18 protein-coding genes are annotated in these 16114 nt (G+C 74.1%); 6 read left to right on the forward strand and 12 right to left on the reverse strand.

Going from position 1 to position 16114, the window contains the following annotated elements; genetic code table 11:
* Positions 1-66: 66 nt before the first annotated feature.
* The 4 genes from A8713_RS09770 to A8713_RS09785 all read right to left on the reverse strand — a co-directional run bounded on the left by A8713_RS09770 (position 67) and on the right by A8713_RS09785 (position 2495).
* Complete coding sequence (locus A8713_RS09770; RefSeq protein ID WP_064533067.1) at positions 67-729, reverse strand: response regulator; 663 nt, start codon at positions 727-729, stop codon at positions 67-69.
* Positions 726-1967: a sensor histidine kinase gene (locus tag A8713_RS09775; RefSeq protein WP_064537390.1), complete on the reverse strand. Its 1242-nt coding sequence runs from the start codon at positions 1965-1967 to the stop codon at positions 726-728. Before A8713_RS09775 ends, A8713_RS09770 begins: the two co-directional genes overlap by 4 nt.
* An 88-nt stretch (positions 1968-2055) precedes the next feature.
* A complete protein-coding gene (locus tag A8713_RS09780; protein ID WP_064533068.1) occupies positions 2056-2259 on the reverse strand; it encodes a hypothetical protein in 204 nt (67 codons plus the stop codon).
* A 17-nt stretch (positions 2260-2276) separates the two neighbouring features.
* Entirely contained in the window at positions 2277-2495 is a 219-nt protein-coding gene (locus tag A8713_RS09785; protein ID WP_064533069.1) for a hypothetical protein, read from the reverse strand.
* 140 nt (positions 2496-2635) lie between these two features.
* On the opposite strand from A8713_RS09785, the gene A8713_RS09790 reads away from it, so the two are divergent.
* The 4 genes from A8713_RS09790 to A8713_RS09805 all read left to right on the forward strand — a co-directional run bounded on the left by A8713_RS09790 (position 2636) and on the right by A8713_RS09805 (position 5858).
* A complete protein-coding gene (locus tag A8713_RS09790) occupies positions 2636-3469 on the forward strand; it encodes a helix-turn-helix domain-containing protein (protein WP_064533070.1) in 834 nt (277 codons plus the stop codon).
* On the forward strand, positions 3451-3729 hold the full coding sequence (locus tag A8713_RS09795) for a DUF397 domain-containing protein (protein ID WP_064533071.1): 279 nt from the start codon (positions 3451-3453) through the stop codon (positions 3727-3729). The genes A8713_RS09790 and A8713_RS09795 overlap by 19 nt, the downstream gene beginning before the upstream one ends.
* Before the next feature lie 140 nt (positions 3730-3869).
* On the forward strand, positions 3870-4232 hold the full coding sequence (locus A8713_RS09800; protein ID WP_064537393.1) for a DUF1304 domain-containing protein: 363 nt from the start codon (positions 3870-3872) through the stop codon (positions 4230-4232).
* A gap of 90 nt (positions 4233-4322) precedes the next feature.
* A complete protein-coding gene (locus A8713_RS09805) occupies positions 4323-5858 on the forward strand; it encodes an alpha/beta hydrolase (protein ID WP_064533072.1) in 1536 nt (511 codons plus the stop codon).
* 16 nt (positions 5859-5874) lie between these two features.
* Here the strand turns inward: A8713_RS09805 and A8713_RS09810 are convergent, their stop codons facing one another.
* The 6 genes from A8713_RS09810 to A8713_RS09835 all read right to left on the reverse strand — a co-directional run bounded on the left by A8713_RS09810 (position 5875) and on the right by A8713_RS09835 (position 12733).
* Positions 5875-7086 (reverse strand): hypothetical protein, encoded by a 1212-nt coding sequence (locus A8713_RS09810; RefSeq protein ID WP_064533073.1) that lies wholly within the window; start codon positions 7084-7086, stop codon positions 5875-5877.
* 78 nt (positions 7087-7164) lie between these two features.
* Positions 7165-8172, reverse strand: coding sequence for an SCO2521 family protein (locus A8713_RS09815; RefSeq protein WP_064533074.1), 1008 nt, complete (start codon positions 8170-8172; stop codon positions 7165-7167).
* A gap of 1 nt (position 8173) precedes the next feature.
* Entirely contained in the window at positions 8174-9139 is a 966-nt protein-coding gene (locus A8713_RS09820) for an SCO2522 family protein (protein WP_064533075.1), read from the reverse strand.
* Positions 9136-10053, reverse strand: a complete 918-nt coding sequence (locus A8713_RS09825) for an SCO2523 family variant P-loop protein (protein WP_064533076.1) — start codon at positions 10051-10053, stop codon at positions 9136-9138. Before A8713_RS09825 ends, A8713_RS09820 begins: the two co-directional genes overlap by 4 nt.
* Before the next feature lie 3 nt (positions 10054-10056).
* Positions 10057-11901: an SCO2524 family protein gene (locus A8713_RS09830; RefSeq protein ID WP_064533077.1), complete on the reverse strand. Its 1845-nt coding sequence runs from the start codon at positions 11899-11901 to the stop codon at positions 10057-10059.
* Positions 11902-11983: 82 nt separating this feature from the next.
* Positions 11984-12733, reverse strand: coding sequence for an SCO2525 family SAM-dependent methyltransferase (locus tag A8713_RS09835; protein ID WP_237305334.1), 750 nt, complete (start codon positions 12731-12733; stop codon positions 11984-11986).
* A 325-nt stretch (positions 12734-13058) separates the two neighbouring features.
* Between A8713_RS09835 and A8713_RS09840 the strand changes: the two genes are divergently transcribed.
* Positions 13059-13601, forward strand: coding sequence for a GNAT family N-acetyltransferase (locus A8713_RS09840; RefSeq protein ID WP_064533079.1), 543 nt, complete (start codon positions 13059-13061; stop codon positions 13599-13601).
* On the opposite strand, the gene A8713_RS09845 is transcribed toward A8713_RS09840, so the two are convergent.
* A complete protein-coding gene (locus A8713_RS09845) occupies positions 13585-14085 on the reverse strand; it encodes a protein-tyrosine phosphatase family protein (protein ID WP_064533080.1) in 501 nt (166 codons plus the stop codon). The two genes, A8713_RS09840 and A8713_RS09845, sit on opposite strands and share 17 nt — an antisense overlap.
* A gap of 86 nt (positions 14086-14171) precedes the next feature.
* Between A8713_RS09845 and A8713_RS09850 the strand changes: the two genes are divergently transcribed.
* Complete coding sequence (locus A8713_RS09850) at positions 14172-15092, forward strand: dihydrodipicolinate synthase family protein (protein WP_064533081.1); 921 nt, start codon at positions 14172-14174, stop codon at positions 15090-15092.
* Between the two features lie 202 nt (positions 15093-15294).
* Here A8713_RS09850 and A8713_RS09855 read toward each other — a convergent pair whose 3' ends face one another.
* Entirely contained in the window at positions 15295-15996 is a 702-nt protein-coding gene (locus tag A8713_RS09855) for a TerB family tellurite resistance protein (RefSeq protein ID WP_064533082.1), read from the reverse strand.
* Between the last annotated feature and the right edge of the window lie 118 nt (positions 15997-16114).

The raw sequence follows: 16114 nt of genomic DNA on the forward strand, positions 1-16114 counted from the left end.
CCGCGGACGCGTCCCGGTCCGTCCGGGTGGGCCCCGGCGGCGGCGCGGGCCCTGACCTGGGCGCGGTCAGCCCGGCACCGACACCAGCCCCGCCTCGAACGCCATGATCACCAGCTGGACGCGGTCACGGGCGCCCAGCTTGGCCAGCAGGCGGCTGAGGTAGGTCTTGGCGGTGGCCACGCTGATGCACAGTTCGGCGGCGATCTCCGTGTTGGACAGCCCCGTGCCGACGAGGGTCAGCACCTCCCGCTCCCGCTCGGTGATGCCGGTCAGCTCGCGGCGGGCGGGCCCGGCGGACGGCGCGGCCCGGCGCGCGAAGTCCTCGATCAGGCGGCGGGTGACGCTCGGCGCGATCAGCCCGTCCCCGGCGGCGACCACCCGCACCGCGCCGATGATGTCGTCCAGACCCATGTCCTTGACCAGGAAGCCGGAGGCGCCCGCGCGCAGCGCCCCGTACACGTACGCGTCGTCGTCGAAGGTCGTCAGGACGACGATCCGCGCCCCGGCCGGACCCGCCGTGATCGCCCGGGTCGCCTCGATGCCGTCCGTCCCCGGCATCCGGATGTCCATGACGACCACGTCCGGGTCGAGTTCCTCGGTGAGCGCCACCGCCTCGGCGCCGGTGGCGGCCTCGCCCACCACCTCCATGTCGGCCAGGTCCGCCATGACCAGGCGCAGCGCGGCCCGGATCAGCTGCTGGTCGTCGGCGAGGACCACCCGGACCGTCATCGCGGGGCCGCCGCGGGCAGGGGCAGCCGCGCCGCCACCCGGAAGCCGCCCTCCGGCCGGGGCGCCGCGCTGAACTCGCCGTGCAGCAGGGCGACGCGCTCGCGCATCCCGGCGAGGCCGAACCCGGTGTCGGTCGCGGTGCCGTGGCCGCGGCCGTCGTCGGTGACCTCCAGGGCGAGCGCGGCGTCCCCGTAGTCCACGGTCACCCGGCAAGCGGGCGCCCCGGAGTGCCGTACGACGTTGGTGACGGACTCCTGGACGATGCGGAACGCCGACAGGTCGACGTCCGGCGGCAGCCGCCGCTCCTCCCCCAGCCGCCGCACCTCCACCCGGACCCCCGCCGCGGTGGTCGCGGCGGCCAGCCGGTCGAGGTCACCGAGCCCGGCAGGACCGAGGGGACCGGCGGGATCAGTGGGGCCAGCAGGGTCAGTGGGGCCGGTGGGATCAGTGGGGCCCGTGTCGGTCTCACGCAGGGCGACCAGCATCCGGCGCAGCCCGGCCAGGGTCTCGCGGCCGGTGGTCTCCACCGCCCGCATCGCCTCGCGGGCCGCGTCCGGCTGGGTGGCCGCCACCCGGGCCGCCGCGCCCGCCTGGAGGGCGATGATGCCGATGCTGTGCGCGACGGTGTCGTGCATCTCCCGGGCGATGCGCAGCCGTTCGGCCGTGACCGCCTGCGCGGCGGCCCGCTCGTTCATCCGCCGCGCGTGCTCGCGCGACTGGTGCGCCGAGCTGCCGAGCAGCCAGGCGATCACCGTGACCAGGGCCACGGCCAGTTCCGCGGAGACGCCAGCCGACCAGCCGTGCAGCACCCGGAAGGCGATGAAGACGACGAGCGTGCCGACCGCCAGGGCGAGACCGGCCGCGGCGGTGCGGCGCGGCCTGCCCGCGGCCATGAAGTACAGCGCCACCGCCACCGCGAGGTACTGCGCCATGGGCAGTTCGCCCACCCCGAGGGTGGTCGTCTCCCCGATGGCCGCCGCGATCAGCACGGCCAGCGCGGCGAGCGGACGGCGCCCCAGCAGCAGGCCGCCGTACAGCACCAGGGCGGTGGACAGCACGGTGACCGTCAGGCCGTCCCAGCGGTACAGCTGGGCCGCCGGCCACTGTCCGGGCTCGGTCTCGCCGGGCAGCCGGACAGTGGTCAGCAGGGTGAACAGCGTGCTCGCGCACCACACGAGCCCCGTCCAGCCCGCGGGCGGGACACGGCGGAGCAGCGGCGGCGGCACGGTGGCGGACATGCCGTGATCGTAGGACCGGCCACGGCCGCCGGTCATCGGCCCGGGGACGTACGCCCCGGGTCGACATCCCGGACCGGGCCCGCGCGGGTCACGGTGCCTCGCCCCGGCTGCGGGCGTTCGCGTACGCCGTCGCCGCGCTCAGGCGCTCCGCCAGGGTCGCCGCCCGGACCAGATCCGGTACGCAGTCCCACTCGCGGCCCCCGCCGAGGGGCCGCAACTGGACGTACGGCCCCTCGTGGCCCATGACCACGCCGACGCACCCGGTGCCGGTGTCGAGCGCGTAAGTCCCCACCGGCGGACACGGGCCGCTCACCGCAGTGCCGCGACGAGCCGGGCCGCCGTCTCCACGGAGCAGCGGCCCAGTTCCACCAGCGGGCAGGGTGCCTCGCGGGCCAGCCCGCCCGGGTCGAGTCCCAGTGAGGGCAGGGTGATTCCGGCCTTTTCCAGCGCGGTACGCAATTCAACAAGTGTTTCCTCCGCTTCCTGGACACAGACCGCCGAGTGAGCCGAGTGCTGCTGTGCTGCCACGGTGTTCTTCCTCCCTTTCCCTTTCCGGGATTTCCGTCATCCCGGGGTTTTACTCTTCGCGTCTCCACAATGATGTTTCACGTCTACACTCGGAAGGGTTTCGGGCACTGCAAGGGAGCGGCTGCACAAGGGGGTTGGTAATGGCCAATGCTTCACGCCAGGTCGTCTGGGAGTTCTTCGGCACCGAACTGAAGCGGCGCCGGGAGAACGCCGGATTGACGCAGGTGGAGCTGGGCGGGCGGGTCTTCGTCTCGGGCGGCTACATCGGCCAGTTCGAACAGGCGATCAGAAAGCCGCAGTTGGATGTGGCCCAGCGGATCGACGACGTCCTGCAAACCGACGGTATTTTCGAGCGGTTGTGCAGAAAGCTGATCGACGATCCACGGTACGCGGATTACTTCGCGCATGTGGTGGAGTTGGAGCGGCTGGCCACCGAGATCTACGAGTTCGCGCCCGCGCTGGTGCCGGGGCTGCTCCAGACCAGGGATTACGCCTGGGCGGTCACGGTGTCGATGAACCCGTTCGCGCCCGACGAGTACATCGAGGAGAAGGTCTCCGGCCGCCTGGACCGCGCCCGCATCCTCGCGGACGCGACCCGGCCGCGCTACTGGGTGGTCCTGCACGAGAACGCGCTGCGCATCCCGGTCGGCGGCCCGGCGGGCATGGCGGCACAGCTCGACTGCATCGCTCGGATGGCACGGGAGCGCGTGGTGAAGGTGCAGGTGCTGCCGTACGCGGCTGAGTCGTACGCCCTCATGAACGGCATGCTGGCGCTCATGGAGTTCGACGACGCTCCGCCAACCGCCTATACAGAGGCGGTGTATTCGGGCAACCTGCTGGACGATCCGGCCGTGGTCAAGCGTGCCCGCTCGGCATACGATCAGATCAGGGCCGCCGCGTTGTCGCCTGAGGTGTCCCTGGCCCTGATCGAGTCGGCGGCGGAGGATTTCAGACAATGCGCGAGTACGACCTGACCAGCGCCCGCTGGTGCAAGAGCAGCTACAGCGACGGCAACGGCGGCGACTGCGTCGAGGTCGCCCGCGACTTCCCGGGTGCCGCCCGCTGGCGCAAAAGCACCCACAGCGACGGCAACGGCGGGAGCTGCGTCGAGGTCGCCGACGGCTTCCCCGGCATCGTCCCCGTCCGGGACAGCAAGGTCACGGACGGTCCCGTGCTGGTCGTGCGGGCCGGTGCCTGGGCGTGCTTCGTCGCGGGTGTGGCCGGGGCCGCGTAGGCGTCAGAGCAGCGGGTCCGCCGCCGTCCCCCGAACCACGCGGAGCCCCGGGTGACCAGCCCGAGCCGGTACTGAGCCCCGCCCGCCTCGCGGGCCGTCGCCCCTGGGCAAGCGGCCCGCGACGGGCGATCATGGTCGGCATGTCGATCGCAGCGGCCGTCCTGGTCTGGCTCAACGCCTGTGTGCACCTTCTGATCATGGGTGTGGAGATGTTCCTGTGGACGGTGCCGAGGGTGCGGGGGTCCTTCGGCACCACCGCGGAGTTCGCCGAGCGGACGAAGACGCTCGCCGCCAACCAGGGCCTCTACAACGGGTTCCTGGCCGCCGGGCTGATCTGGGGCGCGCTCGCCTCCGACCCGGTGGGCTTCCAGGCGCGGGTGTTCTTCCTGGCCTGCGTCGTGCTCGCGGGCCTGTACGGGGCCGCCACCTCCAGCCGGAAGATCCTCTTCGTCCAGACCGTCCCGGCCGCCGCCGGTCTCGCGCTGGTGCTCCTGGCGCACTGAGCCCGTAGGGGTCCTGAGGGGGTAAACCCCCGGCACGGCCCGCCAGTTGGCCGGATGGAGCGGGCCGGGCCGGTCCGGGAGGCTCCTCCTATGACCCAGAGCAAGCGCATCCGTGTCCGCACCGGCCGCACCGGCCGCACCGTCCTCACTCGCCGCAACGCCGCACTCGTCGGCGCCTCCGCCGTCCTGCTCGGCGTCACCGCGCCCGTGACCGCGTCGGCCGCCGCCCGGCCCTCCCCGGCCCCCACCCTCACCTGGACGAAGTGCGAGGGCGACGGCCTCGATCCGCGCCAGCGGTGCGCGACCCTCGACGTCCCGATGGACTACGCCGATCCGCGCGGCCCGCACATCTCGGTCGCCGTCTCGCGCATCGCGAGCGAGAAGCCGGCCGCGCGGCACGGGGTGCTGCTGCTGATCCCGGGCGGCCCCGGCGGCTCCAGCCTGAACGACCCCTCGGGCAAGGGGCAGAAGCTGCCGCAGGCGGTCCGCGACCAGTACGACCTGGTCGGCTTCGCACCGCGCGGCATCGCGCCGTCCACCGCCGTGGACTGCGGGCTCGACCACGCCGACCTGGCGACGTCCCGGCTGCGCCCGTGGCCGGCCGCCGACGGGTCGATCGACGGGAACCTGGCCGACGCCCGGCGCATGGCGGACGCCTGCGCGAAGAACGCCGGGCCGCTGCTCCAGCACCTGAGCACCGCGAACGAGGCCCGCGACCTCGACCGCCTGCGCGCCGCGCTCGGCGAGGACACGGTGTCCGCGTGGGGCGTGTCGTACGGGACGTACGTCGGCGCCGTCTACAACCAGCTCTTCCCGCGCCGCGTCGACCGCATGGTGCTGGACAGCAACGACAACCCGGACCCGCAGCAGGTCAACCGCGCCTGGCTGGGCGCGCACGAGCAGGGCGTGGAGGACACCTTCCCGGACTTCGCGGCCTGGGCGTCGCGGCCCGGCAACCCGGACCGCCTGGCCGAACGGGCCTCCGACGTACGGCCGTTGTTCCTGGACCTCGCCGCCCGCCTGGACCGCGCCCCGATCCCCTGGCCCGGCGCGAACCCCGAGGAGCTGAACGGGAACGTGCTGCGCCAGACCCTGCTGGACAGCCTCTACGCGCCGAAGAACTACCCGGCCCTGGCGAAGCTGATCCAGGCCGCGCGGCAGGGCACCGTCCCGCCCGCGCCGCAGGCGCCCCCGGAGGAGGCGCTCCAGAACGTGGCGGCCGTGGGCGCCGGCACCCTCTGCAACGACGTGGCCTGGCCGCACTCGGCGGCGGCGTACGAGAAGGACGTGGCGGACAGCCGCGCCGCGTACCCGCTGACGGCGGGCATGCCCCGCAACGCCATGCTGTGCGCCGCCTGGCCCACCGCGCCCCGCGAGGCCCCCGTCCGCGTCACCGACCGCGGCCCGTCCCGTGTGCTGCTCGTCCAGAACCGGCGCGACGTCGCCGCCCCGCTCGGCGGCGCGCTGAAACTCCGTGCGGCCCTCGGCCGGCGCGCCGTCATGGTCACCGTGGACTCCATCGGCCACGACGCCTACCTGGCCAACGGCAACCCCTGCGGCGACCGCACCGTCTCGCGCTTCCTGGCGACGGGGCAGCGCCCGGCGGGGGACGTGTACTGCCGCTGAGCCGCGCGGGCCGCGCTCAGCCCGGCTCGACCGCGTCGACCATCCAGGTGCCGTCCTCCTCGTCGTCGACCCGGACCTCCAGTTCCCGCACGCTCATGCCCGCCTCCCACAGTTCCCGGAACCGCTTCATGCGGTCCTCGACGTGGTCGTGGCGGGCGATGAGCCGGGTGCGGACGTTGACGTCCCGCAGGTCCTGGTCGATCTCGAAGGACGCCTCCTCGTCGTAGACGATGAAGTCGTCGGTGGTGCCGCGCTGGAGCAGCGGCGGCAGCTCGGGCAGGATCGAGACGCGCACCTCGATGTGCAGCAGCTCCTGTTCCTCGCACAGCCGTAACAGCGGGTCGCCGAGTTCGCGGGCGCTCTCCAGCAGGAACACGCGGCGCACGCTCACGCCCCGCTCCACCGCCTCCCGCTGCGCCTGGAGGTAGCGGCTGGCGGGCTCGCTGTTCCAGAACTCGCGGTCCACGGAGGTGCTGGTGGCGCAGATGGAGTGCTCGGCGGCCCGGGTGAGGGACAGCAGCCAGTCGTGGTTCTCGCCGGGGCACTCGGCGCTCAGACTGGCCAGGTCCGCCATGTGGCCGACGACCCGGCCCATCTCCAGGCGGACGAACGTGTAGAGGAGCGGTGTGCCGGGGGCCAGCACCTCGGCGAAGCCCTTGGCCAGTTCGGGCACGCCGTCGACGCGGATCTGGGCGGGCGGGAGGTAGGGCCCGGCGGACCGGTCCGCCTCGGCGATCCGGCTCTCCACGAGCTGGCGCATGTCGGCGGTGTGCCGGGTCAGTCCGGTGTCCAGCCGGTCGTCGTGGCGGCGCAGACCGTCGCGTACGGCGTCGGCGGCCCCGCTCAGCAGGGCCTCGGTGTCCCGGGTGTGCGCGGCCAGCGCCCCGGCGTGCTCGTCGAGCCGCCGGTCCAGACCGAGGACGTGCTGCACGAGGACCGCGGCGGTGGCGCACAGGACGGCGGCCCCAGCCTGCCGGGACAGCGCGGTGTGCGGGGCCAGTACCGCCGTGACGGACCAGGCGAGCGCGCCGGTGACCACACCGGCCGCGATCCGGCGCGCCCACCGGGACGGGCCGGGGCGGGCCGCCCGCGCCGGGTGAGGGGCGAGGGCCGCTCGGAGCCGGTTCGCGATGCCGGACGGCGCCGCCGCACCGGCCCCGGCGGCCGGGCCGTCCGGGGCGTCCGTGGCGGCCGTGTTCTCGGGCTGGGGTGTCTGTGCCGTGCTCATCTCGCTTCTCCCCCCGTTGGGATACGCGTCGGATCGGGATGCGGTGAGGTGCCGTGGGGGACCCGGGCGGGCGTCCGGTCAGGGGACCGGCTCCACCTCCCGGTGCGACGCGGGGATCGCGTGCAGGGTGAGCTGGTCGCGGATGCGCTGCACCTGCGCCCGCCACTGCCGGGTGAAGCCGGGCCGCTCCTCCAGGACGTCCCAGAGCGGGGCCAGTTCCGCCGCCACCCGGGCCCGCGGCATCCACAGGTGCAGCAGGTGGTCGACGGCGGGCCGCAGCACGGTGACGACACAGGGGCGGTCCCGCGCCGCCGCTCTCGCGCGGACCGGCTCCGCCGGGGCGCCCAGGGTGATGCCGTCCAGCAGCCGGACCAGGGTGGTCAGCAGCCAGTCGTGCAGGGCCAGGTCGTCGCAGAGTCCGGCGATGTCGGCGGCGGGCGTGCCCTCGGGCACCCGCAGCCGTACGGTGCGCAGCTCGTCCTCGGCGAGGGTGAACCGCTCGACGGCAGGCCGGGCCTCCCCCTCGGCGGGCAGGGCCGCCCAGCGCAGCCGGGTGGGCCGGGAGCGCAGGGGCGGGCGCTGGTCGAGCAGGGGGTGGCGCAGCAGCCGGGTGAGCAGCGCGTCGGCTATCAGGCCGACGTCGAGATCGCCGGGGCGTCCGCCGCCGAGCACGCCCCGGGCGACCGCCTCGTGCGGCGCCTTCCCGAACGGCTCCAGCAGACCGGGCCGTACCAGGTACTGGCCCCAGGGGCGCCGCTGGTCGGGGCCGGTGGCGGCCAGCCGGAAGTACGCGGAGGTCTGCAGGACGCGGCCCTCGGTGAGCGCGGCCCGCGCGGCGACCGTGCCGACCGCCCGGACGGCGCCGCCCGCGCTGGGCAGCGGGCAGTCGACGCCGGTGAGGGTCTCGGGAGAGCGCGCGTAGAGGTTGGGGCGTTCGGAGAGCAGGACGCGTTCACCGGCGCGCAGCGCGAGGAGCCGGTCGGCGGCCCGGATGTCGAGGGCCTGTCCGGCGGGCAGCAGGCAGGTGCGGACCTCGCCGCAGGCGAGCACGGTGTTCCCGGTCCCGCCCGGGGGCGTGTCCGCCATGTCAGGGCCCCGCGTAGAAGACGTAGGAGACCCGGTCGGCCACCGAGTCCGGGACGGTCACGCGCTCGCGGGCGGAGCGCTCGGCCACCTGGTCCAGCGCCCCCCGGTCCACGTCGGTCTGGTCGAGGACCACCCGCACGGCGTGCTCGACGGGCAGGAACCGGCTGGGCAGCACCGAGCAGGTCCGGTAGGCGGCGAACGGGTCGGCGCGCTCGTTCAGGCGCAGCAGCGGCGGCAGGTCGTCCCAGTCGTCGGGAAAGCCCGCGCCGGACGGCCGGTGCGGGTCGAAGACGGGCGCGCCCTCGTGGCGCAGCAGTCCGAGGCGGCCGAGCTGCCAGACGGCGGCCAGGAACGGACAGGACCAGGTGCGCCGCCCCTCGGCGTCGTCGCTCCACAGCTCGGCGTCGAGGAAGACGGAGTGGCGGCGGGCCGCGGTCTCCCGGGGCGGCTGCCAGGCGGCGGCGGTCTTCATCGCCTGCGGGGCGCGGGCGGCGGGGCTGCGCTCGCCGTTGGCGAGCCAGCCGGTCTGCGCGGCGGGCGGCCGGGCGCCGTGGCTGCCCGGCGGGGGCTCCTCCACCAGCCGGGCGGCCACGGCCTGGGCGACGGGCACCTCGCCGGTGACGGCGCAGCCGGACTCGCGGGCCAGGTAGTCGACGCCCAGCCCGGCCCGTTCGGCCTCGGCGAGCAGCAGCGGGACGAGTTCGGCGGGGCTGGAGAAGCGGGTGAAGTAGTCGTCGATGAGGAAGCAGGTGCTGATCCGGGGGCGCCGGCCGCCGGTGCGGGCCGCGGCGGCGGCGCGGGCCGCCTCCGCCCAGGGCCGCACCTGCTCGAAGTGGTCCCGCAGCCGCTGCGGACCGGCCTCGAAGTCCTCCATGTAGAGGTGGCCCAGTTCGAGGGACAGGTGGGACAGCGGCACCGCCTGGGTGCGCGGCTCGGCCGCGGTCTCGCGGAACACGGCCTCCGTCACAGCTGCCCCCAGTACGTATCGTCCGTCAGCCGCCGGGCCAGTTCCTCCAGCGCCTCCAGGGTCTCCTTGTTGGCGATCTGGGTGGAGAGCACGTCCTCCTCGGTGATGAGCTGTTCGCGCCACTGGAGGATCGGTTCCAGCGGGACGATGCCGACGACGACGCTGTCCCCGATGCGGTGCTCGGCGGCGAGCCTGCGCAGTGTCTCGTCGCATGCCTGCATCCAGGCGGCCTGGGCGGACGAGCCGTGCGACCACAGCGGCGACTCCGGATCCGGTACGGCGGCCCGTACGAAGCGGATCGCGGCCCGCAGCGCCTGCTCGTCGTGGCCGCGGGCCACGCCGCCCTTGATGATGCCGTTCTCCTTGTGGACCAGCCCGGAGGCGGCGATCACGTGCTGCCGGGTCCAGCGGTGGAAGACCAGCCAGCGGAAGGGGACGTTGCGCATCCTGGGGTGGGCGGTGGCAGCGAGGGCCATGTCGACGGCGTAGCTGCGGCCCGCGCTGAGGTCGACGACGATCACGTCGAACTCGGTGTTCAGCCGCAGCAGCAGGTCCACGCACCGCTCCAGGGCCTCCTCGCCGGTGGCGAACTCGCCGCCGCCCGCGTCGCCGGGCAGCAGGACCAGCCGGCCGGACTGGTTGGGGCGGGCCCGCAGCAGCGGGTGCTCGGTCTGCCGCCAGACGTCGATCCTGGCGGGCTCGGCGGCCTCGCCCTCCAGGTAGGAGTGCAGGCCGCGCTCCGTGATGCCACGCATGGCGCCCGGCACGTCGAAGACGGCGGCGGCGGTCGGCGAGCCGAAGTCGAAGTCCACGTAGGCCACGTGGTCGCCGCTGAGGGCGCGCTGGTAGGCCAGGTTGGCGCTGGTCACCGAGCGGCCCGTGCCTCCTTTGTCGGAGGCGGCGAAGACGAGCACGGCTCACACCTCCTGCGTGGCGGCGCCCCTGGCCTGGGCCAGGGTGTCGAGTTCCTGGAGGACGGGCAGGGCGAGCGCGAAGGCGGTGGCGGGCCGGTCGTCGAGCAGGCTGCGGGCGTGTTCGAGGCGGCTCTCGATGCTCCGCATGGTCCGGCCCCGGCCGCTGTCGGTGCCGGTGGCCGCCTCCAGCTGCTCCTGGCCGAACAGGTGGGTGGCCTCGCTGAGCAGTTCCCGGGCGAGCTGGGCGAGTTCGGGGCTGCGGATGGGCTGCTGCTCGTACAGGTTGCGGGCGGCCACCAGACACTCGACGATGCGCTCGGTGATGCTCCAGGACATGCGCGGGGGCGTCCCGCGCGCGTCCGGGTAGACGGTCCGCACGTCGTCCCAGAGGTCGATGCCCGCGCCGTCCTGGATCCGCCGGTTCCACAGGTGCTCGAAGGTCTGCTCGGCCAGCCGCAGCAGGCGGTCCTGCGCGTCGATGTTCCGGGACAGCTCGGCGAGCTGCACGATCCGTTTGAGGAGCTGGGCGGAGAAGTCGGTCATCCGCCACAGGAGCAGGCCGCCGGAGCGGTCGGAACCGGCGAGCGGCATGGTGACGCCGGGGTGGTGCAGGCCGATGGCGGGGTCGTTGCGGGTCATCCGGCTGGTGACCCGGCCGCGGTCGGCCAGGCGTTCCATGATGGCGACCGTGCGGGTCAGGTCGTCGTCGGTGGCCTTCCGGCGGACCAGGTCGTGGACGAGGATGGCGGCGACGGTCAGGGAGAAGTACTCGGACTCCAGCCGCAGGCCGGTGGTCTGCCAGGGCAGGTCCTCCAGGGGCCAGCGCTCGCTGCCGAAGCGGGCGACGGCGGACCAGTACTGCTGGCTCAGCTCCCAGCGCAGGCGCAGCGCCTCGGAGAGCTTCTGCTGGTCGGCGTCGAGCAGTCCGAGGGTGAGGGTGCGCTCGGAGAACAGGTCCTGGATGCCGTCGAGCGCGACCACGGTGAAGTACACGTACGGCAGCCGGTCGGCGATGCCGTCGGGCTGGCCGGGGACCTGGACGTCCAGGTCGGTGACGCGCGGCGCGTCCCGCACCACGCCCCAGGCCCAGCCGCACTCGAAGAGCTGGCTCTCGTCGCGGATGCTCTCGTCGACCTGGATGCCGCGGGTGAGGCTCTCGATGATGGTGGCGCGCAGCGGCCGGAAGCGGCGGGCGAACTGCTGGAGGACGGCCCGGTCGGACTGGCGGTTCTGCCCGATGACCCGGATCAGCCGCTTGCCCTGCTCGGACTCGGCGTCGAAGACGTTGACCGTGAAGGAGCGCAGCAGGCTGATCATCGCGGAGGTCAGCCGGGCGTTGGTGGCCTCGCGCAGTTCCCCGACGGCCCGGCGGACCTCGGGGCGGGTCGTGGTGGTCTCGTAGACCTTGAGGAAGCCGAGGGTGGCCAGGCAGAGCGTGACGGACATGGAGTAGGAGTCCACCACCCCCAGCTGCGCCTGGTCGTGGGTGAGTTCGCCGCCCGCCTCGGCCGGTTTGAAGTAGTGCCCGCCGGCGAAGGTGGGGCTGTCGTCGGCTCCGGTGTGGGTGCGCATGAACTGGGTCAGCGCGGTGATCAGGTTGAGCGGGATCTCCAGGCGGCTGCCGACCCGCTCCACGGCGCGCAGGACGTCCCGCTCGGTGGTGTCGGGCTGGTCGACGCGGAACGCGGGGACCTCGGTGGCGGGATACAGCAGGCACAGCAGGCGCTCGGCGTCCGCGACGCTGCTCATCCCGTCGGTGTCGCCCGTGAGGAGCTTGCCGTCCTCGAACGAGTGCCGGGCCGTGGCCCGCCAGATGTCCAGCAGATGCTGCCGTGGCTTGATCTGCATCCCCGTACCCCTCGTACAGATCCCGTTGTCCTGTGCCGTCGCCCGTGCCGGCGCCCCTCACGCCCAGACATGGTCCCCGTTCCTACGGAGCGGCAATCTCCTCTTTGCGCCGTCCCAGGGCGAGGATCATGCCCTCGTGTCCGGGCCGTACCACGTGGTGCAGATCGTGCAGCTCCAGCTCGGCGGTGAACGGCTCCAGGGCCCGCCTGGCCCGCTCCTCGTTGACCCGGTAGGCCGGGTAGCGGTGCTCGCCCACGCGGTAGCCGACCGACTCCTTCATGAACGCCACGGCGAACGGCGCCCCGCCCGCGAGCGCCTCCATGAAGCAGCGCACGCCCCGCTGGAACTCCTCGGGGCACTCGGACATCGAGTCGGCGACGAAGAACATCGTCCCGATGTCCCAGCGGCGCCGTCCGTCGAGGTCGAACAGGTTGGCCCGTTCCACCCGGACGATCTCGCCGACCCGGCTGTGCGGGTCGACGCCGCGGTAGGCGGGGGCCTCGGTGAGCACGTCCCAGAAGGCGTCCCACTCCGTGCCCAGGCCCCCGGGCGCGGTCTGCCGCTTCAGGTACTCGATGTTCGGCGGCGCGTACTCCAGCAGGAGGACCTTCTCGCACCACGGCAGCATGGACAGCGCGGGATACAGGTTGGCGCCCGCGCCGACGTCGACGCCCCGCGCGAGGGCGGGGCCGGAGCCGGCGAAGCAGCGGCTGAAGTAGTCGCGCAGCAGGCGCACGATGTGGAGGTCGGCCTCCAGCGGCGTGCGGTAGTTGTTGTCGACGTACACCTCAGGATCGAACTTCGACCACGGGGCATCAGCGTTGCGATCCATAGTCACCCTGCCGCGTTCCATTTCCTTGCGAGCCGGTCCGTGTGCGCGGGCCCCTGGACGCCGGCAGCCCCGACTGGCGGACCTCGTCCCCCGCACCGTAGACCCGCCGCAAACACGCCGGTCCCTCACCGCGGGACGCGTCCGGTGCACCCCGGCGCACGTCAGCACATCCGGGCGCACACCCCAACTGGCCCTTGCAGTACGGAACTTGGAGGCTCCACTGTGGCAGAACGAGCAGCCGGCCGCCACATCCGGGCCTCAGTCCTTCGGGTGAGCGCGCCGGCTTCCGCCGGATTGACGTCCGCATGTCCTGACTGGGGGTGGCATGACCGCCGAACCGCTGGAGCATTTCCTCGACCGCCACGAGCAGCTCACCGCACCGTTCCCGGCCTCGCTGCCGCTCGTCCTGCGCCGGGTGCACGAGTCCGACCTGCCCGAACTGCAACGGCTGGACGCGGAGGTCTTCCAAGAGGTCGCGTACCCCGGTTTTCTGCTGCGCCAGCTCTACGACATGTACGCGGAGCACTTCCTCGTCCTGGACGACGGGACGGGCCGGCTGCGCGGCTATGTGCTGGCGGGGACGACGGCGCTCGGCCGCGACAGCTGGATCCTCGGCCTGGGCGTGACCCACGACCGGCGCCGCAACGGGCTGGGCCGGGAGCTGATGACGGCGGTCCTGGACCGGCTGCGCCGCGCCGGGATCGAGCAGGTCCGGCTCACCGTCGAGCCCACCAACCGGGCCGCGATACTCCTCTACCGCTCCCTGGGCTTCGGTCCCGAGGAACCCGACGGGGGCCTGCGCCCGGACTACTTCGGCCCCGGGATGCACCGGCGGATACTGCGCCTCGACCTCACCCGGGGCCGCTGAGCGGCCCGGCCGGGCGCGGCGGCGCGAAGTCCCGCACGTACCGCTTCTGCCAGGGCGTCTCCACAGCACGCCGGTCGTAGTGCGCGCGCACATGGGCGACCGCGTCCCCGGGAGGTACGCCGTCCAGCACGGACAGGCAGGCCAGGGCGGTGCCGGTGCGGCCCAGACCGCCGGCGCAGGCGAACTCGACACGCTCGGTGGCCGTGCGCCGCCAGGCACGGGCGAACAGGTCGCGGGCCGCCTCCCGGTCGGCGGGCAGCCGGAAGTCGGGCCGGCGCAGCCAGTGGGACTCCCAGGAAAAGCCGGGCGGCGGTCTGCCGAGCAGAAAGACGCCGCAGGTGGGGGCGGGGGCGGCCGGGTCGAGGGGGCGGCTGAGGCCCCGGCCGCGCACCAGGCGGCCGGACGGGAGGCGCAGGACACCGGGGGCGTCCTCGTCCCAGGGGGGCGCGGAGTGCCCGCCAGGGGGCGCGGACTGCTCGTTCACGGGCGCGGCGCTCCCCTCGGACGTGTGGTGGCGCGGCGACGATACAAGGCAGTTGTCGTCGACCGCCACCGCTCCCGGGAGCCCGTATGACCTTCCCCGCGCCGCTGACCGGTGTCGTCCCGCCCGTGTGCACACCGCTGACGCCGGAGGGCGAGGTGGACGTGGGCTCGCTGCTGCGGCTGGTCGACCATCTGGTGGCGGGCGGGGTGCACGGACTGTTCGTGCTCGGGACGACGTCGGAGGCGGCGTTCCTGACGGACCGGCAGCGCGCACAGGTGGTGGAGGCGGTCGCCGGGCACGTGGGGGCGGGGCTGCCGGTGCTGGCGGGCGCGGTCGACATGACGACGGCGCGGGTGCTCGACCAGGTGGCCGCGGTCGCGGCGGCGGGCGCGCGGGCCGTGGTGGTGACCGCGCCCTTCTACGCGGCCGCCCGCCCGGCGGAGACCGCCCGCCACTACCGCCGCGTCGCCGCCGCGAGCCCGGTCCCGGTGCTCGCCTACGACATCCCCGCCGCGGTGCACACCAAGCTGCCCGCCGCTCTCGTGCTGGAGCTGGCCGGGGAGGGCGTCCTGGCCGGACTGAAGGACTCCAGCGGCGAGCTGGACGGCTTCCGGGAGGTCGCCGCCGGGGTGCGCGCGGACTCGCGTACGGCCGGGTTCAGCGTGCTGACCGGCTCCGAGCGGCTGGTCGACGTGGCGCTGGCGCTGGGCGCCGACGGCGCGGTGCCGGGGCTCGCCAATGTCGACCCGCACGGCTTCGTACGCCTCTACCGCCTCGCGCGCGCCGGTGACGCGCAGGGGGCGCGGGCCGAGCAGGAGCGGCTGTGCGCGCTGTTCGCACTCACCCGGACCGGCGGCCCGGGACCCGCGGCGCCCGGCCCGTTGAAGGCGGCCCTTCATCTGCGCGGAATCATCGACTGCCCGGCCACCGCCGGACCGCAGCTCCCGCTGACGGAACAGGAGGTGGCACACGTACGCGACCACCTCGCGACGGCGGGGCTGCTGTAGGGCCCGGGTCGGCGGGGCCGGGCGGGCGGTGGCGGGGGCTGGTGGGGGCTGGTGGCTGGGGCTGCGTCCGGATGCTGCCGGGGGCTGGTGGCCGGTGGGCGGGACGGCGTCCGGATCCTGCCGGGAGCCGGTGGCCGGGCGGTGTCCGGGGCGTGCCGGGAGCCGGTCGGGGTGGCATTCGGACGCCGCCGGGGGCCGGTGGTCAGGACGGGGTGCGGGCCGCCGCTGCCAGCAGGCGGTCGATGTCGTCCGCGCAGATGGTGAGGGCCGCGCCGACCGTGGCGAGGACGTCGCGCTCGGCGGGGGTGTAGGGGCCGTCGGCCAGGGCGATGCGGGCGGCCTGGAGCAGGACCGCCTCGCGGCCCGCCGGGGCGAGGTGGGGGGCCAGCGGGTCCAGGGCCTCGTGCAGCTCTATGGTCAGCCCGGGGGCGCACGGCTGGTCCTCGTAGACCCGCCCGGTGTCCGCGGCCAGCGCGTCGACCAGGGCGGCGAGCTGCTCCTCGGTGCACTCGGCGAAACCGGCGGCGCGCACGGCGGCGGCGGCCGTCTCCAGGACCGTGCGCGAGGAGGTGCCGCCCGCGGAGAGCACCGCGAGGGCGACGGTGTGCACGGCGTCGCGCAGCATCGCCGAGAAGCGGATGGTGGTCGGGTGGTCCAGGGCGTCGGTGCCGAAGCGGCCGGTGCAGGCGGCGCACTCCACGACCGGACCCGCCGCGCCGCGCGGCAGCAGCGGCACCCCGAGGACGGTGAACCGGCGCCGGCCGGTGAGCCGCTGGTAGTTGCGGTCACCGCCGCAGCCGGGGCAGAAGAACTCGCCGTCGCCCACGGGTGTCCAGGCGGTACGGGTGCCCAGTATGCGGGCAAGCCTGACGGCACGGCCGTTTCGTCCCCGTACTGGCAGCACGTCGCACCTCCGTAACCACGCGGCAACATCGCCACGTGGGCGTGATGTTAGCCACATCGGTGAGGCTGAGTCAGTACCCGGGACGAGACCTTTCCGTGACCTGGCCGGTAAACGACGG

The sequence above is a fragment of the Streptomyces sp. SAT1 genome (assembly GCF_001654495.1).
GTDB lineage: Bacteria > Actinomycetota > Actinomycetes > Streptomycetales > Streptomycetaceae > Streptomyces > Streptomyces andamanensis.